We start from the raw sequence: 18,707 nt of genomic DNA, 5'->3' as shown, positions 1-18,707 counted from the left end.
GGAGAGCAATCCCATGGCTGAAGTCCTCGTCTACGTCGACCACGTGGACGGTGCCGTCCGCAAGCCCACCCTCGAACTGCTGACCCTGGCCCGCCGCCTCGGTGAGCCCGTCGCCGTCGCGCTGGGCAACGGCGCCGCCGACACCGCCGCCACCCTCGCCGAGCACGGCGCGGTGAAGGTCCTCACCCACGACGCGTCCGAGTACGCCGACTACCTGGTCGTGCCGAAGGTGGACGCTCTCCAGGCCGCCCACGAGGCCGTCTCCCCGGCCGCCGTGCTGGTCCCGTCCTCCGCCGAGGGCAAGGAGATCGCCGCCCGCCTGGCGCTGCGCATCGGCTCCGGCATCATCACCGACGCCGTCGACCTGGAGGCCGGCGCCGAGGGTCCGGTGGCCACCCAGTCGGTGTTCGCCGCGTCCTTCACCACCAAGTCGCGTGTCGTCAAGGGCACCCCGGTCATCACGGTCAAGCCGAACTCGGCCGCCGTGGAGGCCGCCCCGGCCGCGGGCGCGGTCGAGGCCCTCGCCGTGACCTTCTCCGACAAGGCCACCGGCACCAAGGTCACCGGCCGCACCCCGCGCGAGTCCACGGGCCGCCCGGAGCTGACCGAGGCCGCGATCGTGGTCTCCGGCGGCCGCGGTGTCAACGGCGCCGAGAACTTCGCGATCATCGAGGCCCTGGCCGACCAGCTCGGCGCGGCCGTCGGCGCCTCGCGTGCCGCCGTCGACGCCGGCTGGTACCCGCACACCAACCAGGTCGGCCAGACCGGCAAGTCGGTCTCGCCGCAGCTGTACATCGCCAACGGCATCTCCGGTGCGATCCAGCACCGCGCCGGCATGCAGACCTCGAAGACCATCGTGGCCGTCAACAAGGACGCCGAGGCCCCGATCTTCGAGCTGGTCGACTACGGCGTCGTCGGCGACCTGTTCGACGTCGTGCCGCAGCTGACCGAGGAGATCAAGACCCGCAAGGGCTGATCGGCCGACCGGCTGTCCGAGGCCCCCGTGACCCGCGCGGTCATGGGGGCCTCGGTGCATCCTGAAGGCGACGCGGGGGTGTCGAGGGGGTGTTGACCAGCGGGAAGGGCGCCGGATAACTTCATTCTACGGATTGTTGATTCCGCACTGCGGAATTGCAGTGGAGCGCAGTGGATATTGGAGGGTGTGGGATGGGTCAGCAGGAGAAGGTGGCGACGAGCCTCGCCGGCGCCGTCGGCGAGGAGATCAGCGCCTCGCTCGCACCGGTCGACGCGGAGCTGGCGCGCCGCTACCCCGGGGACCCCGGCACCCGGCAGCCCGTCCACACCGTCTACGTCCCCGGTGACGCCTTCACCGCCGACACCGTCCGCTCCTGGGGCGACGAGGCCCTCGCCGCGCTGGACGAACACGCGCCGGACGCCGCCTCCTTCGCCGCCGTCCTCGGCCTCGCCGACTACCTCGCCGAGCCCGTCCACTCCCGCGTCCGCGCCAAGCTGGAGCGCGAGCCGATCGAAGACCTGCGGGTCGACTTCGAGGACGGCTACGGCCCCCGCCCCGACGCCGAGGAGGACGCGACCGCGGCCCGCGCGGCCCGGCTGATCGCCGAGGCGTACGAGAAGGGGACCGCCGCCCCGTACATGGGCATCCGCATGAAGTGCATGGAGGCCCCGGTGCGCGCGCGGGGCATCCGCACCCTCGACGTCTTCCTCACCGGCCTGATGGCGGCGGGCGGACTGCCCGACGGGTTGGTGCTGACCCTGCCGAAGGTGACCTACCCCGAGCAGGTGAGCGCCTTCGCGCGGCTCCTGGCGGCCTTCGAGGAGGCGCACGGCCTGGACGCCGGACGGCTCGGCTTCGAGATACAGATCGAGACCAGCCAGGCCATCCTGGCGGCCGACGGCACCGCGACCGTCGCCCGCATGATCGAGGCCGCGGGCGGCCGCGCCACCGGGCTGCACTACGGCACCTTCGACTACAGCGCCTGCCTGGGCGTCTCCGCGGCCTACCAGGCCGGCGACCACCCGGCCGCCGACCACGCCAAGGCGGTCATGCAGGTCGCCGCCGCGGGCACCGGCGTACGCGTCTCGGACGGCTCCACCAACGTCCTCCCGGTCGGCCCCACCGAGCAGGTCCACGCCGCCTGGCGGCTGCACTACGGCCTCACCCGGCGCGCCCTCGCCCGCGCCTACTACCAGGGCTGGGACATGCACCCGGGCCACCTCCCGACCCGCTACGCGGCCGTCTTCGCCTTCTACCGCGAGGGCTTCGAGCAGGCCGCGGCCCGCCTCGCCCGCTACGCCAACCGCACCGGCGGCGACGTCATGGACGAGCCCGCCACGGCCAAGGCCCTCGGCGGCTATCTGCTGCGCGGCCTGGACTGCGGCGCCCTCGACCTCGCGGAGGTGACCGGGCGTACGGGGCTGACGCGCGCGGCACTGGAGGGCTTCGCGGCGCCGAGGCGCGGCGACCTCACGGCCTCCGCGCAGTAGCCGGCGCCCGCCCCGGGCACCGGGCTACGGGGCGACGTACGGTTCGAGCCCCGAGTCCGTCACCCACCGGTGCTCGGCGAACAGCCGGGTGCCACGCGCGCACAGCCCGATGTCGCCGCGCGCCCGCTCGCTGAACTCCTCCGGGGTCGTCCCGAACAGCTCCCTCAACCGCGCGGAGGAGCCGAGGAGTTCGGTGAGCAGCGGACGCTGGCCCGGGTGGCGCCGGGGCGCGCCGGTGCCGCCGCGCAGGACCCCGTGCCGGTTGACGTACGCGTACGCCCCCGACAGCACCGTGCCGTCGGCCAGCCGGACCCGGACGTCCGGCGCGGGCAGCCAGGCCCGCCGGAAGTTGCCGTCCGGCAGTGGCACCCCCTCGCTGGCGTCGATCACGTCCAGCTGCCGCCGGTCCAGCCAGAGCACGAACAAATCCCGCGTGCCGTAGGAGGATTTGACCGGTGAGGCGGAGACATAGCCCATGCGGCTGACGTGCGCGGAGACGCCCACATCGAGGCCGGTCACCCGGGACAGCGCCATCGGCACGGGGGAGTCGAGCCCGAACTCCGCCATCTTGTGCCGTAGTTGGCCGGGGCAGGCGTTGGAACCGACCGCGAGCACCGGCACCCGGTCGTCGTACACCAGCCGGGTCAGCGGCAGCATCAGGTCGCCGTGCAGCAGCCCCGAACGGGCGGGCCAGGCACCCGGATACGTCAGCGGGTGGTCGCGCGGCACCCCGGCCAGTCCCAGTTCCTCCAGAGTGGCCACGGGTGCCTCAGCGGGCCGGGGGCAGTTCGCCCGAGCCGCGGGCGATCAGCCGGGTCGGCAGCTCGATCCGCTCCGGCGTGACGGGACCGCCGTCCAGCCGGCGGAAGAGCCGCTCCGCCGCCGTACGGCCGAGGGCCGCCGAGTCCTGGGCGACCACCGTGACGCCCGGCCGCAGCAGATCGGCCAGCTCGAAGTCGTCGAACCCGACGAGCGCCACCTGCCGGGACTGCTCGGCGAGGACCCGTACCACGGTGACCGTCACCCGGTTGTTGCCCGCGAACACCGCCGTGACGGGTTCGGGTCCGGTCAGCATCTCCTGTGCCGCCCGGCGCACCCGCTCCGGGCTCGTCACCCCGAGCGACATCCAGCGGTCCTCGACCGGTATCCCCGCGTCCTCCATGGCCGCCCGGTACCCGCGCAGCCGCTCGGCCGCCGTGTGGATGCGGGGCATGTCCCCGATGAACCCGATCCGGCGGTGGCCGTGCGCGATCAGATGGGCCACGCCGTCGCGGGCGCCGCCGAAGTTGTCGGACAGCACCACATCGGCGTCGATCCGCCCGGCCGGGCGGTCCACGAACACCGTCGCCACGCCCGCCCGGATCTCCGGCTCCAGATAGCGGTGGTCGTCCCCGGCCGGGATCACCACCAGGCCGTCCACCCGCCGCGCGCACAGCGCGAGCGCCAACTCCCGCTCGCGGTCGGGGTCCTCGGCGCTGGAGCCGTTGATCAGCAGGGCGCCGTGCGAGCGGGCGACCTCCTCCACCGCGCGGCTCAGCGGGCCGTAGAAGGGGTCCGCGAGATCCTCCAGGACGAGGCCGATGCTCGCGGTGCGGCCCTTGCGCAGCACCCGCGCGCTGTCGTTGCGGCGGAAGCCGAGCGCGTCGATCGCCTCCTGCACCCGGCGCTCGGTGTCCGGGGTGACCCCGGGCTCGCCGTTGACCACCCGGGACACCGTCTTCAGTCCGACCCCGGCCCGCGCCGCCACGTCCTTCATCGTCGGCCGGTTGCCGTAGCGGTTCCCAGGGTGGCCATCTGCGCGGCGGGTGGTTTTGGGCACGATGCGCTGTCCTGTCCTGTCGTCCGTGTCCCCATGGGGATGTGATGCGGCTGGCCCATGGGCTTGTATGAGGATGTGGCGTCGAGCATAGAGCCTGGACAACGTTGTCAGGTGCGCGAGAGACTGGCCACCGCATCGCGCGGGACCCCGCCCCCACCACCCGGCCGGCCCGCTCGGGCCCATGGTTTTCGATCGTTCGACGGGGAGATCAGACTCTGATGCGCACCGACCTCGTGGCAGCCCTGGACATCGGCGGCACCAAGATCGCCGGCGGACTGGTGGACGGCCGCGGAGTGATCCTGGAGCGGGCCCAGCGCGCCACGCCCGCCCGGCAGGACGGCGAGACGGTCATGCGGGCCGTCGAGGAGGTGCTCGGCGAACTCGCCGCCTCGTCCCGGTGGGAGCACGTCCGCTCCGTGGGCATAGGCAGTGCCGGCCCGGTGGACGCCTCCGCGGGCACCGTCAGCCCGGTGAACGTGCCGGGCTGGCGTGACTTCCCGCTGGTCGAGCGGGTCCGGGCGACCACCGGGGGACTGCCGGTCGAGCTGATCGGCGACGGGGTCGCGATCACCGCCGCCGAGCACTGGCAGGGCGCCGCCCGGGGCCACGACGACGCGCTGTGCATGGTGGTGTCCACGGGCGTCGGCGGCGGCCTGGTCCTCGACGGGCGGCTGCACCCCGGCCCGACCGGCAACGCCGGGCACATCGGGCACATCAGCGTCGACCTCGACGGCGATCCCTGCCCGTGCGGCTCGCGCGGCTGTGTGGAGCGGATCGCCAGCGGCCCCAACATCGCGCGTCGCGCCCTGGAACAGGGCTGGCGGCCGGGCCCGGACGGCGACGCCTCGGCCGCCGCGGTGGCGGCGGCCGCGCGGGCGGGCGACCCGGTCGCCACGGCCTCCTTCCGGCGGGCCGCGCGGGCGCTCGCCGCCGGGATCGCGGCCACCGCGACGCTGGTGGAGATCGACATCGCGGTGGTCGGCGGCGGGGTGGGCAACGCGGGCGACATCCTCTTCACCCCGCTGCGCGAGTCGCTGGCGGAGTACGCCACGCTGTCGTTCGTACGGCGGCTGACGGTGGTGCCCGCCCAGACGGGCACGGACGCGGGACTGGTGGGGGCCGCGGCGGCGGCGCTGCTCAGGGGGCCGGGGCTGGTGCGGCTCTAGGTGTTCTCTCCGGGGTCCTGCCGGGCTCGGCATGGTCCGGACGAGAGCCCCGGCAGGTCGGCGGTGCGGCTCAGTCGGGGTCGGCCGAGACGCGCAGCAGGGCCGTGCCGTGTGCCGGGACGGTGGCCGTGATGGTCCCGCCGGTGTGGCCGCTGGTGTGCCGCCACAGGTCCCGCAGGGTGTAGGCGGCGGCGCCCGGCAGGCCCACGGCACCTGCGGTGGTGCTGATCCGCTGGGCGGTGCCGGACTCGTTGAACAGGGCGATCGCGCGGCTGCCGTCGGCCATCTCCTTGGCGATCACCCAGCGCCCGTCCGTGCTGGAGACGACCGTGCCCTGCCTGCCCAGCGGGTCCTGGTCGACCGCGACGACCTCCTTGTCGCCCAGGATGTCGAAGGTCGCGGGCGACGCCTTGCGCAGGTCCGTGCCGATGAGCAGCGGGGCGGCCATCACCGACCACAGGGAGAAGTGGGAGCGGTACTCGGTGTCCGTCATCCCGCCGTTGCCCACCTCCAGCATGTCGGGGTCGTTCCAGTGGCCGGGACCGGCGTACCGGGCGAGCGGGAGGTTCTGCTTGACGATGGAGAGCACGGAGGACCAGTTGTCGCTGATGTCGCCGGTGGTGCGCCACAGGTTGCCCACGTCCGGGGCCCACTCCCAGGGCTTGTTCTCGCCCCATTCGCAGATGCTGTAGACGATCGGCCGCCCGGTCGCCTTCAGCGCGTCCCGCATGGTGGTGTAGCGCGACCGGGCGTCGATGCCGAGGCTGGCGCAGTTGTCGTACTTCAGGTAGTCGACGCCCCAGTCCGCGAACTGCCGTGCGTCGCCGTACTCGTGGCCCAGGGCGCCCGGCATGCCGATGGCGTCGCAGGTACGCAGTCCCGCGCTGGTGTAGATGCCGAGTCGGAGCCCCTTGGCGTGGACGTAGTCCGCGACCGCCTTGATCCCGTGCGGGAACCGGACCGGGTCCGGCACGAGTTCACCGGTGAGGCTCCGGAACGGGAAGGCCCAGCAGTCGTCCAGGTTCACGTACCGGTAGCCCGCGTCCTTCAGGCCCTTGGCGACGATGAGGTCCGCGACGCCCTCGACCATGGCCTCGTCGAAGCCGGGCCCGCACCCAGTGGAGTTCCAGTTGTCGAAGCCCATCGGCGGGGTGCGGGCGAGGCCGTTGTCGAGGCCGGGCGTGGCGGCGGCGGCCGGCGCCGTGACGAGGCCCGCGGCACAGAGCAGCCCGGCGAGCAGAACTCCGGCCGCTCTGCGCGGGGTCGTGCGGTTCGAGGATGTACGCATGGTCGACGTTCCTCCAACTCGCTGAGTTTCGGCGGGCGTTCACGGTAGAACGTGTCCGAGTGTGTTGGAAGGCCCGCGGCCGGTGCGCCTGTCCCCGTTCGGACGTGTGCGCTTCGGCGGCTCACCCGCCGTCGCCGGCGCGGCCCCAGCCGGGGAGCGGGGGCTGGGGCCAGGGGGGAGGCGCGGGCAGGGCGCAGGACGTCCGCAGCCCGTCGGCCGGGAGCCGCCCGGTGAGCCAGCCGAGAATCCGGTGCCCCTCCCCGCTCACCTCCGGCCCCTCGGGCGCGAGGGTCCAGCGGCGGTCCGGACCGGTGTCCGTCACGGCGGCGAGCGGGAAGCGTCGGGCGCCCAGGGTGGTGAGGGTGTCGTCCAGAGCCCAGGACACGTACCGGTCCGGCCAGTCCTCGGTGCCGTACCCGGTGCCGAGGTCGAGGTGGTGGGTCTCCAGCTCGCGCAGGCCGCGCAGCAGCAGGTACCAGGCGGGATGGCGCCAGCCGGCCAGTGCCGTGACCAGCCGCTCCCAGGCGGGCGCGGGCAGCGCGCGGGCCCCGTCCGTGAACCCGCCGAGGCTCGCCCGCAGCCGCTCTGCCAGCCGCCCGGCGGGCAGAGCGGCGTCCCGCGCGACCCGCGCCGGATCCGCGCGCGGACCGGGTTCCCGGCCGGTGCGCGCGAGCTCCAGCATCCGGGTGTACGCGTCGGCGCTGTAGGCGACGTGGGCGAGCACCTGCCCGCGCGTCCAGTCCGGAAGCCCCGAAGGCGCCCGTACCGCGGCATCGGACAGCCCGGCCGCGGCCGAGGCGAGCCGGCCGGCGGACCGTGCGAGATCCTCGATCACGTCACCGAGTCCGGCGTCGGAGGGGAAGGCTGGGGACACATGTGCTCCTTGTGATGTCATGTGCGGGTGCCGCGGCTCACCGAAAGGCGCGCACGACCTCGATCGGCCCCACGATATGGGCGTTGAACTCGTCCAACTCCTCGGCCGGCACCCACAGTTCCAGGATCGTCTCGCCGCCGGCCCGCCGCACCGGATAGCGGCGCAGGAACTCGGTGTCGACCTCGAAGCGGGTCACGAACCCGGCGCCGTCGTGCCGTACGTTCCAGCCCTCGGCGATCCGGATCGCGTAGTCCTCGTTGAGCACCGGGTAGAAGATCGGCTGCTCGGGCAGCCTGGGCGGCCAGGCCCGCCAGTCCGAGGCGCGCACCAGATCGAGTTCCGCGGGACCGGTGGGGCGCCAGAGAGTGGTGGTCGGGCGGGTGTGGGTCATGGTGTCGTTCCTTCGGGTCGTCGTCCCGGACGCTACCGGCCCCGTCGGGGCACCGGCCAGGGGATTTCGCCGTTCCGGCGGTATCCGCGTGACCCCGGGCCCCCTCGGGGAGTTGAGCCGAGCATGAAGAAGCGCAGCATGCTCGCCCTCGCCTCCCTGGCCACCGGTTTCGTCGTGGCCGCCATCACCCCGTCCCACGCCGCGGACAGGGGACCCCTGGACGGTCTCGACGTCTCCGGCACCCTGCACTCGGCCGGTGACCTGGTCGGCCACGACAGCCTGGCCCCCGCCGACGCCCCGGCCGACGGCGGGGAGTAGGCCGGCGGCCTATGCGCGCCGGTGCCCCGCCGCGGGGGCACCGGCGCCGCGCTTCACCGCCCCCTCACCGCGGCGGGGTTTCCGTGGCAGGGTGGAGCGGGCAAGCCTCAGGGGGCCAACAGAAGAGGGGGAAGTCCGTGACCGTCGTCTGGATCAACGGCGCGTTCGGTGCGGGAAAGACCACGACCGCACGGGAGCTGATCGAACTGATCCCGCACAGCACGCTCTTCGACCCCGAGGTCATCGGCGGGTCGCTCGCGCACCTGCTGCCGCCCAAGCACCTTGCCGAGGTCGGCGACTTCCAGGACCTGCCGATCTGGCGCCGGCTCGTGGTCGACACGGCCACCGCGATGCTCGCCGAACTGGGCGGCACCCTGGTGGTGCCGATGACCCTGTTGCGCCAGGAGTACCGCGACGAGATCTTCGGCGGCCTCGCCGCCCGCCGGATTCCCGTGCAGCACCTGGTCCTCGCCCCGGCCGAAACGATCCTGCGTGAGCGAATAGCCGGACGGGAGGTGCCGCCCGACCTACCCGACGGGGAGATGCGGGTACGGCAGTGGTCCTACGACCACATCGAGCCGTACCGCGCCGCCCTCGCCTCCTGGCTCACCGCCGACGCCCATCTGGTCGACACCAGCGCGTTGACCCCGTACGAGACCGCCGCGCGGATCGCGGAGTCGGTCGGCAGGGGCGACTTCGCCCCCTGCGACATCGTGCAGACCCCCGAGCCCACCGCCGAGACCCTCGCCGCCGGTGTGCTCCTCTTCGACGAGCGGGACCGGGTGCTGCTCGTGGACCCCACCTACAAGCCCGGCTGGGAGTTCCCCGGCGGTGTGGTGGAGCGCGGCGAGGCCCCGGCCCGCGCGGGGATGCGCGAGGTCGCCGAGGAGACCGGGATACGACTGCGGGAGGTGCCCCGGCTGCTGGTGGTGGACTGGGAACGGCCCGTGCCCCCGGGCTACGGCGGGCTCCGGCTGCTCTTCGACGGGGGCCGGCTCCCCTTTGACGAAGCCGCCCAAGTGGTCCTTCCCGGACCGGAGTTGCGCGGCTGGCGGTTCGCCACCGAGCAGGAGGCCGCCGGCATGCTGCCCCCGGTCCGCTACGAGCGTCTGCGCTGGGCCCTGCGCGCCCGTGAGCGCGGGAAGGCCCTGTACCTGGAGGCCGGGGTGCCGCTCGGCTGACGTCACATCGCGGCGGCCCCGCGCAGTTCGGCGGTGGCACCCCGCAGCACGGGGTCGCCGTGGCCGAAGCACGCCACCTCGGCGCCGAGATCGGCCAACCGCCCCACGGAGTCGAGGAGCCGGGGCCGGTCGAGGTTGAACACGCCCGGGATCACCGTCCGCTCGACGGGGGTCGCCGCCACCGTGTCGCCGGTGAACAGCACGCCCTCTGCGGGCAGGAAGAGCGCGATGCTGCCGTCCGTGTGCCCGGGGACGTGCACCACGTGGGCGCCGCCGCCGAAGCCGAGCACCTCGCCGTCCGCCACCTCCGTGACGGACGGCGGCGGCAACGGGATGCCCTCGGGCAGCTGCCGGGCGACCTCCGCCCGGATCGGCAGCTCCCACTCCGCGAGCCGTGGATCCGGGCCGGGCGCCTCGCCTCGTACGAACGGCGCGTCCAAGCGGTGCGCCAGCACCTCGGCCCCGCTCAGCGCGGCGAACTCGCCCGCCCCGCCCACATGGTCCTCGTGGAAGTGGGTCAGCACGACGCGTCGTACGTCCTCGGGCGCGCGGCCCAACGCCCTGATCGCGTCGGCGATCACCGGTCCCGCCCCGATCGTCCCCGCGTCGATCAGCGTCAACTCCCCGCCGTCCCGCCAGAGATACGCCTGGCCGACCGGGAAGCGCAGCAGATGCAACCGGGGGAGAAGCTCGATCACGTCCATGCCCCGACCGTAGGCCGGGGCGGGAACGGGAAGGAGGGGTCTACGCCCTGGGCGGACGCGTGTCAGCCCGGGGCGGAACCCCACGGCCAGGACGGCTCCGGCGCGGCCTGTCGCGCCCTATCCCGCGTAGTTCCGCAGGAACAGCGCCTCCGCCACCGACAGGCGCTCCAGTTCCTGCGGCGAGACGCTCTCGTCGAGGGCGTGGATCTGGGCCTCCGGCTCGCTCAGCCCGATCAGCAGGATCTCGGCGTCCGGGTAGAGGCCGGCGAGGGTGTTGCACAGGGGGATGGAACCGCCCTGGCCGGCGTACTGCATGGTCTCGCCCGGATAGGCGACCGCCATCGCGTCGGCCATCGCCTGGTAGGCGGGGCTGGAGACGTCGGCGCGGAACGGCTGGCCCTGGCCGACCTGTTCCACGGTGACCCGGGCGCCCCAGGGGGTGTGCGTCTCCAGGTGGGCCTGGAGCAGCTTGCTCGCCTCCGCCGCGTCCACGCCCGGCGGCACCCGCAGGCTGACCAGTGCGCGGGCTCCGGCGTGCACCGAGGGGGTGGCGCCGGTGACCGGCGGGCAGTCGATGCCGAGCACGGTGACCGCGGGGCGGGCCCACAGACGGTCGGCGACCGAGCCGGAGCCGGTCAGACCCACGCCGTCCAGCACCTTGGCGTCCGAGCGGAACTGCTCCTCGGTGTACTCCAGGCCGTCCCACTCGGCCGACGCGTCCAGACCGTCCACCGTGGTGGAGCCGTCCTCCGCGCGCAGCGAGTCGAGCGCCCGGATCAGCGCGGCCAGCGCGTCCGGCGCCGCGCCGCCGAACTGGCCCGAGTGCAGATTGCCCGCGAGGGTCTCGACACTCACCCGGACCAGTGTCATACCGCGCAGGATCGTGGTCACCGTCGGCAGGCCCACCCGGAAGTTGCCCGCGTCGCCGATGACGATGGTGTCCGCGGCCAGCAGCTCCGGGTGCTGCTCGGCGTACCGCTCCAGGCCGCCGGTGCCCTGCTCCTCGGAGCCCTCCACGATGATCTTGACGTTCACCGGGACGCCGCCGTTCGTCCTGAGCGCGCGCAGCGCGAGCAGGTGCATGATCACACCGCCCTTGCAGTCGGCGCTGCCCCGGCCGTACCAGCGCCCGTCCCGCTCGGTCAGCTCGAACGGCGGAGTCGTCCAGCCGGCCTCGTCCAGCGGCGGCTGCACGTCGTAGTGCGCGTACAGCAGAACCGTTTTGGCACCCGCCGGGCCGGGCAGCGAGCCGTACACCGACTGGGTGCCGTCGGGGGTGTCGAGCAGGGCGATGTCGACGAATCCCTCGGCACGCAGTGCGTCGGCGATCCAGTTCGCGGCGGCCTCGCTCTCGCTCTTCGGGAACTGCTCGAAGTCCGCCACGGACCGGAAGGCGACGAGCTCGGCAAGCTCCGCCTTGGCCCGGGGCATCAGAGAGGCGACGGTCTCGGCGACCGGATTCGACGACATGGGCACGCTCCTCGTAGGTGCGACGTTGTACCGCTGGGTGGATCGATCCTCCCACAGCGGCGCACTCCGCTCGCGGTCGTAGGATGCGAGTACATCGGGTAACCCCCTGCTCGCGGCATGTCGCGGGTACGGGGAGCGGCAGCGGCTTGATCGGAGCAGTAGACCATCGTGAGCGGCGAGAACTCTTCGGCGGACGACGTGCAGCGAGTGTGGGACGTCGTCGTGGTGGGCGCGGGACCCGCGGGGGCGTCGGCCGCCTACGCGGCGGCGGTCGCGGGGCGGCGCGTCCTGTTGCTGGAGAAGGCCGAGTTGCCCCGGTACAAAACCTGCGGCGGCGGCATCACCGGACCTTCGCGCGACTCCCTGCCACCGGGCTTCGAGCTGCCCCTGCGGGACCGGGTGCACGCGGTCACCTTCTCCAACAACGGGCGCTTCACCCGCACCCGGCGTTCCCGGCAGATGCTGTTCGGGCTGATCAACCGGCCCGAGTTCGACCAGCAGCTGGTCGAGCACGCCCAGAAGGCGGGCGCCGAACTGCGGACGGGCGTCACCGTGCAGCGCGTCGAGCAGCACGGCTCGGCGGTCCCCGACCGGCGCACCGTCGCCGTCGTCCTCCAGAGCGGCGAGACGGTCCTGGCCCGCGCGGTCGTGGGCGCGGACGGCAGTGCCAGCCGGATAGGCGCCCATGTGGGCGTGAAGATGGCCCAGGTGGACCTCGGCCTGGAGGCGGAGATCCCGGTCCCCGAGTCGGTCGCCGAGGACTGGAAGGGCCGGGTGCTCATCGACTGGGGCCCCATGCCCGGAAGTTACGGCTGGGTGTTCCCCAAGGGCGACACGCTGACGGTCGGGGTGATCTCCGCCCGCGGCCAGGGTGCGGCGACCAAGCGCTACCTGGAGGACTTCGTGGCCCGGCTGGGCCTCGCCGGTTTCGAACCTGCCGTCTCCTCCGGGCACTTGACCCGCTGCCGGGCCGATGACTCGCCGCTCTCCCGCGGCCGGGTCCTGGTCTGCGGCGACGCGGCCGGGCTCCTGGAGCCCTGGACCCGCGAGGGCATCTCCTTCGCGCTGCGCTCGGGCCGGCTGGCCGGCGAGTGGGCGGTGCGCATAGCGGAGGCGCACGACGCCGTCGACACCCGCCGTCAGGCACTGAACTACGCCTTCGCGGTCAAGGCGGGGCTCGGCGTCGAGATGAGCGTGGGCAGGCGCCTGCTCGCGGCGTTCGAGCGGCGGCCCGGCCTCTTCCACGCCGCCCTCACCGGCTTCCGCCCGGCCTGGAACGCGTTCCGCAACATCACCCGGGGCGCCACCTCCCTCGGCGAGCTGGTCCGCTCCCACCCGCTCGCCCAGCGCGCCCTGACCGTGCTGGACCCGGGCCCGGCGCGGGCCGAGGAGACCGCGGAGCCCGCCGAGCCGGAGGAGGAGTCCGTCACTTCGTGACGGTGATCCGGAAGACGGGGTGGTCGCCGGCGCATGCGGCGATCTCCTCGTCCGAGGAGGCGGCGGTCACCCCGGCGAAGTACTGGTTGACCTCCCAGCCCCACTTCTCCAGGTAGGTGCGCAGGACGGGGAGCTTCTCGTCGTCGGGAAGCTCCACCGCGGTGAAGGCGCGCACCTTGCGCCCGACGCGCAGCTCACCGCCGCCGGCGGCCCGCATGTTGCGCACCCACTGCGAGTGGCCGCGCGCCGAGACCAGGTACTGCGCGCCCTCGTAGGTGTGCGGGTTGACCGGGATGCGCTGCATCGCACCGCTCTTTCGGCCCCTCACGGACAGTTCGGCGGTCCCCGCGAGGCTGACCCCGTGCCGGGCGAGCCAGCCGATCACGCTGTTCAGGCGCACGTTCAGCGGGCTGCCCTTGAGGTAGTACGGCGCGGACGACGACATGGTGGACCCCCATGGTTCGGGAGAGCGGTGCTCTCGGTCGACACCAGCATGGGGGAGATCGGTGCTCCATTGCAAGAGCACTGCTCTTTTTTGTGTGCACCGCTCTCGCGCATGGCAGGATGACGGGTATGACCACCGCACAGGGAGCCCGCGAACGGGCCAGGAACGAGGTAACCGCGGCCATCAAGGAAGAGGCCCGAAGGCAACTGGCGGCCGAGGGCGCGGCCAAGCTCTCCCTGCGGGCCGTCGCCCGCGAGCTGGGCATGGTCTCCTCCGCCCTCTACCGCTACTTCCCCAGCCGGGACGAGCTGTTGACGGCCCTGATCATCGACGCGTACGACGCCCTCGGCGCGGCCGCGGAGCGGGCGCGGGACACCGCGGGCGACGCCGCGCCCGTGCCCCGCTTCACCGCGGTCTGCGAGGCGGTGCGGACCTGGGCGCTCGCCCATCCGCACGAGTACGCGCTGATCTACGGCTCGCCCGTGCCCGGCTACGCCGCTCCCGAGACCACCGTCCCGGCCGCCGCCCGTACCGGCATGGTCCTCATCGGCATCTTCCGCGACGCCCGGCGGGGTCCCGGCCTCGCCGAACTCCCGCTGCCCGCAGAACTGCGCCCCGAGGCCGAGCGGTTGGCCGCGGACCTCGCCCCCGATCTGCCCGCCGAGGTGGCCGCCGCCCTGGTCGCCGTCTGGGCGCAGCTGTTCGGGCTGGTGAGCTTCGAACTGTTCGGCCAGTTCAACAACGTGATCGAGGACCGGGAGAGGTTCTTCCGGCACGCGGTGACGGGGCTGGCGCGCGGGGCCGGGCTGCGGTAGCCGTCTTGGGCGTACCGCTCCGGCTTTCTTTACCCGCCCATGGGACTGCTACGGTGCGTCGATGACGTCGACGACACAGGAGCGGGCGCTCGTGGCGCGCTGGCGGGGCCTGCTGGCCCTGCATGCCCGCACCCAGTGCGAACTGGACCGGACCCTGGGCGCCCACGGCCTGTGCGCCAGCGACTTCGAGGTCCTGGACCTGCTGGCCGGGCACCGGGGTCCGCACGGCCGCGCCTACCGCGTCCAGGAGATCTCCGAGCGCGTCCATCTCACCCAGAGCGCGCTCTCCCGGCTCATCGGCCGCCTGGAGCGGGAGGGTCTGGTCGAGCGGGGTGTCTGCGCGGAGGACCGCCGGGGCGTCCGGGTGGCCCTCACCCCGAAGGGCCGCGCGCTGCACACGGAGGTGCGGCCGGCTCAACGCGCGGTACTGGCCCGGATGCTGACGGAGGGGACGGGCTGAGCCAGCTAACCGACGGCGCGTCAGATACCTGACGTCTCCTTCCACAGGGCGGCGAGGGACCGGTCGCCGGAGACCTCCGGGACGGGAGCGCGGTTCCACAGGGCCAGATACAACCGGGCTGCCGGGCCGGAGAGTTCGGCATCGGCCTCATCCGTGGCCTGACGCACTGTCACCGGCGGCCCCTCCGGGCCGAGTCGTACGGTCCACACCGCGTCTTGCCCCGCGTCGGCGGCCCGAACCCGCAGCGCCCTCGGCTCCGTGGTGCGCACCCGGCTCCTGGCCCGCGCGTGGAAGCCGCGCAGCAGCTCGTCGATGCCGTCGGCCGCGAATTCGGCGGCGATCGGGGAGGGCGCACCGCCCCGGGCGGCCTCCGCGTCGTACCGGTGCACGGTCGTCTCGTGCGCCTGCCGCCGGGCCCAGAACTCCAGGGGGGAGAGGCCGGGCAGCGGGAGGAAGGTCCAGCACCGCAGGTCGGCGGGAGCGGCGGACAGGGTCTCGACCAGCAGGCGGTGGCCGTCCCGGTACCAGGCCACCAGTTCGGCGCCGGCGAGGTCCGGGGCCTCGCCGGCCGGCCGTGGTTCGGTGTGCCCCTCGGCGACGAGGCCCGCGGCCCACCGGTGGACCGCGCCGATGTGCCGCAGGAGGTCCCGCACCTGCCACTCGGGGCAGGTCGGCACCTTGGCGTCGGTGCCGGCCCGCTCGGCGGCCGCGGCGAGCAACTGGCCCTCGCGATCGAGGGTATGGAGGAAGTCGACGGTCTGCATGAGGTGATCCTGCCGGACCGGCCCGCCGCGCCGCACCGGGTTTCAGTAGTCGCCGCTCATCGCGGCACGCACCTCGGCGAGGGTGGCGTCGGCCACGGCGTTGGCCCGCTCGTTGCCCGCGCGCAGGATTCGGCGCAGCTCGCCGCGGTCCCGGGCGTACTCGGCGCGGCGGGCCCGGATCGGGGCCAGGTACTCGTTGACCGCCTCCGTCACGGTCTTCTTCAGCGCCGCCGAGCCCGCGGCCCCGATGCCGGCGGCGACCTCCTCGGGGGTCCGGCCCTGGCACAGCGCGGCCAGCAGGAGCAGCGAGGAGACTTCGGGGCGGGTGGCCGGGTCGTAGGTGATGTGGCGTTCGGAGTCGGTCTTCGCACCCTTGAGCAGCCGTGCCGTCTCGTCGGCGTCGGCGGCCAGGACGACGGAGTTGCCCCGGCTCTTGCTCATCTTGGTGCCGTCGGTGCCCAGCAGCAGCGGAACCTCGGACAGCAGGGCCTCCGGCCGGGGGAAGACGGAAGTGCCACGGCCGTAGCGGTCGTTGAAGCGGCGGGCGATGGCCCGGGTGACCTCCAGGTGCGGGAGCTGGTCCTGGCCGACCGGGACCAGGTTGGCCTTGCAGAAGAGGATGTCGGCGGCCTGGTGCACGGGATAGGTGAACATCAGCCCGCTGACGGCGGACTGGCGGGAGTGCGCGATCTCGTCCTTGACCGTGGGGTTGCGGTTCAGCTCGGCGACGGAGACCAGGCTGAGGAACGGCAGCATCAGCTGGTTGAGGGCGGGGACGGCGCTGTGCGTGAAGATCGTGCTGCGCTCCGGGTCCACGCCGATGGCGAGGTGGTCGAGGATCAGTTCGTCGACGTGGGACCGGAGGTCGTCCGCGACGTCGCGGTCGGTCAGCACCTGGTAGTCCGCGATGATCACGAACAGCTCCACGCCGAGGTTCTGGAGCCGGACCCGGTTGTGGAGGGTGCCGAAGTAGTGGCCGAGGTGCAGTCGTCCGGTGGGCCGGTCGCCGGTCAGGATCCGGAACCTCCCCGGGTCCTCGGTGATCAGCCTCTCCAGCTCCGCGCTGCGGGCCCGCGCGGCGCAGGTGCCGAGCGCGTCGGGGGCGGCGGGGGCCTCGGAGGGCGCGGCCTGCGGGTGGGGATTCATCTCGGTCTCCTGGTGGTGGGTCGGAAGGGCCGTCGGGACGCCCCGCCCCCTGGTACCAGGGACATGAAAAAAGGGCCGTCCGTGCGAACGGCCCGCTTCATGCCTGTGTGGCGGCCGCTCCTACGAGGAGCGCCACCAGCACAGGCACGACGGATGATGCATACGCCGATGATAGCGAGGCGCGCGGTGGACGGCCGCCGTGGGCCCGGCCTGCGGACGTGTCGCCCGCTGCGCGCCCGTGGGCAAGCCGTCAGCCGTCGAGGCCCCGGCGCGTCCCCACCCCGATCAGGGCGGCCACGGCGGCCAGCGCGGCCACGCCGGTGAGCCCGGTGGGCAGGGAGAACCAGTCGGCCATGAACCCGATCATGGGCGGCCCGAGGAGCATGCCGCCGTACCCGAGGGTGGAGGCGATCGCGACGCCGGACGCCCCGGCCAGCGCGCCAGCCCGCTCGATGGCGACCGGGAAGATGTTGGCGAGCCCGAGTCCGGTGACCGCGAAGCCGGCCAGCGCCACCCAGACCGACGGGGCGAGCGAGCCGAGCAGCATGCCCACCCCGGCGACCGAGCCCCCGGCGATCAACGTACGGGCCCGGCCGAGGCGCCCCAGCAGCGCCGTGCCCGAGAGCCGCCCGGCGGTCATGGCGAGCGCGCCGACCATTCCACCGAGGCTGAACGCGGCGTGGAAACCGGGCATGATCGGCCGTCATCGGCGGCATCTCGGCCGGCGCAGCCGCTGCGGTGACCGCGGTTCAGGACGGTGGGATCACGTTCGCCGAGGCGGTCACGATCGCAGTGGCCGTGCTCGGCTCGGCCGGGCTGACATGGGCGGTGCCGAACCGGGGGACCAAGGACCAGACACGACCGCAGCCCTGGACCCGACGACGAACGTCGCTGTTGAGCTGGCGCGCGCCTTCCCCACTGACGCGCCAGTAGAGGGCCGCCCAACAGAGCCCCGCCGTACGTGTGGCGGGGGATCTTCGGTATGCCCGCGGGAGGCTACTGTCTTGACGTGCCAGGGCGGTAGAAGGGCTGTGCAGGTCGCCAGGGCTCCGGCGCAAGCGGCAGCTTGCCGAACGTTGGCAGGGGAACTCGCTCGGCGCGGGCGTTCGCGTCCCGTCCGGTAACAGCAGCCGCAGCGGACTGATCCTCGGCGACGCCGGCGGGTGTCCACTGGTGCCCGTCCCACTCCTGGATGCCGCGCGGAGTGTCCGGGCCTCTGTGCGCGCCTCGCTCCGGCCGGTCGCAGAGCGGGGCGGCCCGTCGCTCCCCGCGCGCCGGACGCCGCAGCTCGCGACGCTCCGCCCATTCGTGAAGGGGCTCGTCGTCCATCGCTCTCTCCCTCATCGGCCGCCCTTCAGTGTGCCGCGCCGCTATGCGCCCGGGTACCCCGCGCGGGTCACAGCGTGGCCGCCCAGCCGCCCCGCGACAGCGTTGTTTCGCCGTCAGAGCTGATCGTCACCTGCGCCCCGTACACCGGGAGTTCGCCGTGCTCCGGCCACCGCCAGCGGATCTCATCGAGCATGTCGTACAGGCGGCGCGGGCCGCCCTGGTGGACGGTGGCAGTGCCCTCGTCTGGCGCGGTACGGGCTCGGGCCCAGGAGCCATCCGGGTGCAGCATCCACGTCATGCGGCTCCCGTCTTCATCGGTGCCGGTGCGATGTTCGATCCCCGGCGCCATCAGGGACAGCATCGACCACACTTCCCGCGCCCGCATGACGTTCAGCACCGGGAACGGTGACAGCGTCACCTCTCCATCCGCTTCCGCGCTGTGGGCGAATAGCGCGTCGAGGAGGGGCGGGTAGTCGAGGCCGGACCGGGTGGTCATGAAGGAGGCCCGATCCCACTCGACGCGTCCGACGGCGCCGCCGTCGGGGGGTCTTGTCGGCGGTGATGATCAGCCCGGTGTTCGCGATGGTCGTCACCAGGCGCCCCTGCGGAGCGAGGCCCCGCAGCCACGAGGCGG

At 73.3% G+C, this 18,707-nt stretch carries 19 protein-coding genes and 2 pseudogenes; 8 read left to right on the top strand and 13 right to left on the bottom strand.

Going from position 1 to position 18,707, the window contains the following annotated elements; all coding sequences use genetic code 11:
• Window positions 1-13: 13 nt before the first annotated feature.
• Together VT52_RS30005 and VT52_RS30000 are read left to right on the top strand one after the other, a co-directional pair.
• Window positions 14-976, top strand: a complete 963-nt coding sequence (locus tag VT52_RS30005; RefSeq protein ID WP_046425395.1) for an electron transfer flavoprotein subunit alpha/FixB family protein — start codon at window positions 14-16, stop codon at window positions 974-976.
• Between the two features lie 191 nt (window positions 977-1,167).
• Window positions 1,168-2,466, top strand: coding sequence for a DUF6986 family protein (locus VT52_RS30000; protein ID WP_046425393.1), 1,299 nt, complete (start codon window positions 1,168-1,170; stop codon window positions 2,464-2,466).
• A gap of 24 nt (window positions 2,467-2,490) precedes the next feature.
• Here VT52_RS30000 and VT52_RS29995 read toward each other — a convergent pair whose 3' ends face one another.
• Window positions 2,491-3,228 (bottom strand): hypothetical protein, encoded by a 738-nt coding sequence (locus tag VT52_RS29995; protein ID WP_046425391.1) that lies wholly within the window; start codon window positions 3,226-3,228, stop codon window positions 2,491-2,493.
• Window positions 3,229-3,235: 7 nt separating this feature from the next.
• Window positions 3,236-4,285 carry a LacI family DNA-binding transcriptional regulator gene (locus VT52_RS29990; protein ID WP_046425388.1) on the bottom strand — a complete coding sequence of 350 codons (1,050 nt, stop codon included), beginning with the start codon at window positions 4,283-4,285 and terminating at the stop codon, window positions 3,236-3,238.
• Between the two features lie 218 nt (window positions 4,286-4,503).
• Between VT52_RS29990 and VT52_RS29985 the strand changes: the two genes are divergently transcribed.
• On the top strand, window positions 4,504-5,451 hold the full coding sequence (locus VT52_RS29985; RefSeq protein ID WP_046425385.1) for an ROK family protein: 948 nt from the start codon (window positions 4,504-4,506) through the stop codon (window positions 5,449-5,451).
• Between the two features lie 79 nt (window positions 5,452-5,530).
• Here the strand turns inward: VT52_RS29985 and VT52_RS29980 are convergent.
• From VT52_RS29980 to VT52_RS29970, 3 genes and pseudogenes are all read right to left on the bottom strand, one after another.
• Window positions 5,531-6,739, bottom strand: a pseudogene (locus VT52_RS29980) (glycoside hydrolase family 27 protein); the annotation flags it as partial.
• Window positions 6,740-6,860: 121 nt separating this feature from the next.
• Window positions 6,861-7,613, bottom strand: a complete 753-nt coding sequence (locus VT52_RS29975; protein WP_240509932.1) for a maleylpyruvate isomerase family mycothiol-dependent enzyme — start codon at window positions 7,611-7,613, stop codon at window positions 6,861-6,863.
• Window positions 7,614-7,650: 37 nt separating this feature from the next.
• Window positions 7,651-8,004 (bottom strand): hypothetical protein, encoded by a 354-nt coding sequence (locus tag VT52_RS29970; protein WP_046425384.1) that lies wholly within the window; start codon window positions 8,002-8,004, stop codon window positions 7,651-7,653.
• A gap of 123 nt (window positions 8,005-8,127) precedes the next feature.
• Here VT52_RS29970 and VT52_RS29965 point away from each other — a divergent pair, with 123 nt between their 5' ends.
• Complete coding sequence (locus tag VT52_RS29965; RefSeq protein ID WP_079175365.1) at window positions 8,128-8,322, top strand: hypothetical protein; 195 nt, start codon at window positions 8,128-8,130, stop codon at window positions 8,320-8,322.
• 137 nt (window positions 8,323-8,459) lie between these two features.
• Complete coding sequence (locus tag VT52_RS29960) at window positions 8,460-9,503, top strand: NUDIX hydrolase (RefSeq protein WP_046425382.1); 1,044 nt, start codon at window positions 8,460-8,462, stop codon at window positions 9,501-9,503.
• A gap of 2 nt (window positions 9,504-9,505) precedes the next feature.
• Here VT52_RS29960 and VT52_RS29955 read toward each other — a convergent pair whose 3' ends face one another.
• Window positions 9,506-10,207 carry an MBL fold metallo-hydrolase gene (locus VT52_RS29955; protein ID WP_046425379.1) on the bottom strand — a complete coding sequence of 234 codons (702 nt, stop codon included), beginning with the start codon at window positions 10,205-10,207 and terminating at the stop codon, window positions 9,506-9,508.
• Between the two features lie 117 nt (window positions 10,208-10,324).
• Entirely contained in the window at window positions 10,325-11,677 is a 1,353-nt protein-coding gene (locus VT52_RS29950; protein WP_046425377.1) for a dipeptidase, read from the bottom strand.
• Window positions 11,678-11,845: 168 nt separating this feature from the next.
• Between VT52_RS29950 and VT52_RS29945 the strand changes: the two genes are divergently transcribed.
• Window positions 11,846-13,114, top strand: coding sequence for a geranylgeranyl reductase family protein (locus VT52_RS29945; RefSeq protein ID WP_046425374.1), 1,269 nt, complete (start codon window positions 11,846-11,848; stop codon window positions 13,112-13,114).
• Here VT52_RS29945 and VT52_RS29940 read toward each other — a convergent pair.
• A complete protein-coding gene (locus tag VT52_RS29940) occupies window positions 13,104-13,559 on the bottom strand; it encodes a nitroreductase family deazaflavin-dependent oxidoreductase (protein ID WP_046425373.1) in 456 nt (151 codons plus the stop codon). The genes VT52_RS29945 and VT52_RS29940 overlap by 11 nt on opposite strands.
• Window positions 13,560-13,687: 128 nt before the next feature.
• Between VT52_RS29940 and VT52_RS29935 the strand changes: the two genes are divergently transcribed.
• Both VT52_RS29935 and VT52_RS29930 read left to right on the top strand, forming a co-directional pair.
• Window positions 13,688-14,374: a TetR/AcrR family transcriptional regulator gene (locus VT52_RS29935; RefSeq protein ID WP_046425370.1), complete on the top strand. Its 687-nt coding sequence runs from the start codon at window positions 13,688-13,690 to the stop codon at window positions 14,372-14,374.
• A gap of 61 nt (window positions 14,375-14,435) precedes the next feature.
• Window positions 14,436-14,834 carry a MarR family winged helix-turn-helix transcriptional regulator gene (locus tag VT52_RS29930; protein WP_046425368.1) on the top strand — a complete coding sequence of 133 codons (399 nt, stop codon included), beginning with the start codon at window positions 14,436-14,438 and terminating at the stop codon, window positions 14,832-14,834.
• 20 nt (window positions 14,835-14,854) lie between these two features.
• Here VT52_RS29930 and VT52_RS29925 read toward each other — a convergent pair whose 3' ends face one another.
• The 5 genes and pseudogenes from VT52_RS29925 to VT52_RS39125 all read right to left on the bottom strand — a co-directional run bounded on the left by VT52_RS29925 (window position 14,855) and on the right by VT52_RS39125 (window position 18,569).
• Window positions 14,855-15,598 carry a maleylpyruvate isomerase family mycothiol-dependent enzyme gene (locus tag VT52_RS29925; RefSeq protein ID WP_046425366.1) on the bottom strand — a complete coding sequence of 248 codons (744 nt, stop codon included), beginning with the start codon at window positions 15,596-15,598 and terminating at the stop codon, window positions 14,855-14,857.
• A gap of 42 nt (window positions 15,599-15,640) precedes the next feature.
• Window positions 15,641-16,744 (bottom strand): tryptophan--tRNA ligase, encoded by a 1,104-nt coding sequence (gene trpS, locus VT52_RS29920; RefSeq protein WP_046425364.1) that lies wholly within the window; start codon window positions 16,742-16,744, stop codon window positions 15,641-15,643.
• Between the two features lie 250 nt (window positions 16,745-16,994).
• A pseudogene (locus VT52_RS29915) lies at window positions 16,995-17,432 on the bottom strand (MFS transporter); the annotation flags it as partial.
• A gap of 308 nt (window positions 17,433-17,740) precedes the next feature.
• Window positions 17,741-18,073 carry a DUF6087 family protein gene (locus VT52_RS39130; protein ID WP_240509931.1) on the bottom strand — a complete coding sequence of 111 codons (333 nt, stop codon included), beginning with the start codon at window positions 18,071-18,073 and terminating at the stop codon, window positions 17,741-17,743.
• Window positions 18,074-18,140: 67 nt separating this feature from the next.
• Complete coding sequence (locus tag VT52_RS39125) at window positions 18,141-18,569, bottom strand: hypothetical protein (protein WP_053055633.1); 429 nt, start codon at window positions 18,567-18,569, stop codon at window positions 18,141-18,143.
• Window positions 18,570-18,707: the final 138 nt, after the last annotated feature.

Origin of the sequence: Streptomyces malaysiense, from assembly GCF_000980885.2 — a bacterium.
Taxonomy (GTDB): domain Bacteria; phylum Actinomycetota; class Actinomycetes; order Streptomycetales; family Streptomycetaceae; genus Streptomyces; species Streptomyces malaysiense.
The sequence above is the reverse complement of the archived record's forward strand: the minus strand, read 5'-3'. Positions and strand labels throughout refer to the sequence as shown.

What these genes read in the sequence shown, in the direction of transcription:
- VT52_RS30005 (WP_046425395.1), top strand. Translation starts at nt 14, where the DNA reads ATGGCTGAAGTCCTCGTCTACGTCGACCACGTGGACGGTGCCGTCCGC.
- VT52_RS30000 (WP_046425393.1), top strand. Translation starts at nt 1,168, where the DNA reads ATGGGTCAGCAGGAGAAGGTGGCGACGAGCCTCGCCGGCGCCGTCGGC.
- VT52_RS29985 (WP_046425385.1), top strand. Translation starts at nt 4,504, where the DNA reads ATGCGCACCGACCTCGTGGCAGCCCTGGACATCGGCGGCACCAAGATC.
- VT52_RS29970 (WP_046425384.1), bottom strand. Translation starts at nt 8,004, where the DNA reads ATGACCCACACCCGCCCGACCACCACTCTCTGGCGCCCCACCGGTCCC.
- VT52_RS29965 (WP_079175365.1), top strand. Translation starts at nt 8,128, where the DNA reads ATGAAGAAGCGCAGCATGCTCGCCCTCGCCTCCCTGGCCACCGGTTTC.
- VT52_RS29955 (WP_046425379.1), bottom strand. Translation starts at nt 10,207, where the DNA reads ATGGACGTGATCGAGCTTCTCCCCCGGTTGCATCTGCTGCGCTTCCCG.
- VT52_RS29950 (WP_046425377.1), bottom strand. Translation starts at nt 11,677, where the DNA reads ATGTCGTCGAATCCGGTCGCCGAGACCGTCGCCTCTCTGATGCCCCGG.
- VT52_RS29940 (WP_046425373.1), bottom strand. Translation starts at nt 13,559, where the DNA reads ATGTCGTCGTCCGCGCCGTACTACCTCAAGGGCAGCCCGCTGAACGTG.
- VT52_RS29935 (WP_046425370.1), top strand. Translation starts at nt 13,688, where the DNA reads ATGACCACCGCACAGGGAGCCCGCGAACGGGCCAGGAACGAGGTAACC.
- VT52_RS29930 (WP_046425368.1), top strand. Translation starts at nt 14,436, where the DNA reads ATGACGTCGACGACACAGGAGCGGGCGCTCGTGGCGCGCTGGCGGGGC.
- VT52_RS29925 (WP_046425366.1), bottom strand. Translation starts at nt 15,598, where the DNA reads ATGCAGACCGTCGACTTCCTCCATACCCTCGATCGCGAGGGCCAGTTG.
- trpS (WP_046425364.1), bottom strand. Translation starts at nt 16,744, where the DNA reads ATGAATCCCCACCCGCAGGCCGCGCCCTCCGAGGCCCCCGCCGCCCCC.
- VT52_RS39130 (WP_240509931.1), bottom strand. Translation starts at nt 18,073, where the DNA reads ATGGACGACGAGCCCCTTCACGAATGGGCGGAGCGTCGCGAGCTGCGG.
- VT52_RS39125 (WP_053055633.1), bottom strand. Translation starts at nt 18,569, where the DNA reads ATGACCACCCGGTCCGGCCTCGACTACCCGCCCCTCCTCGACGCGCTA.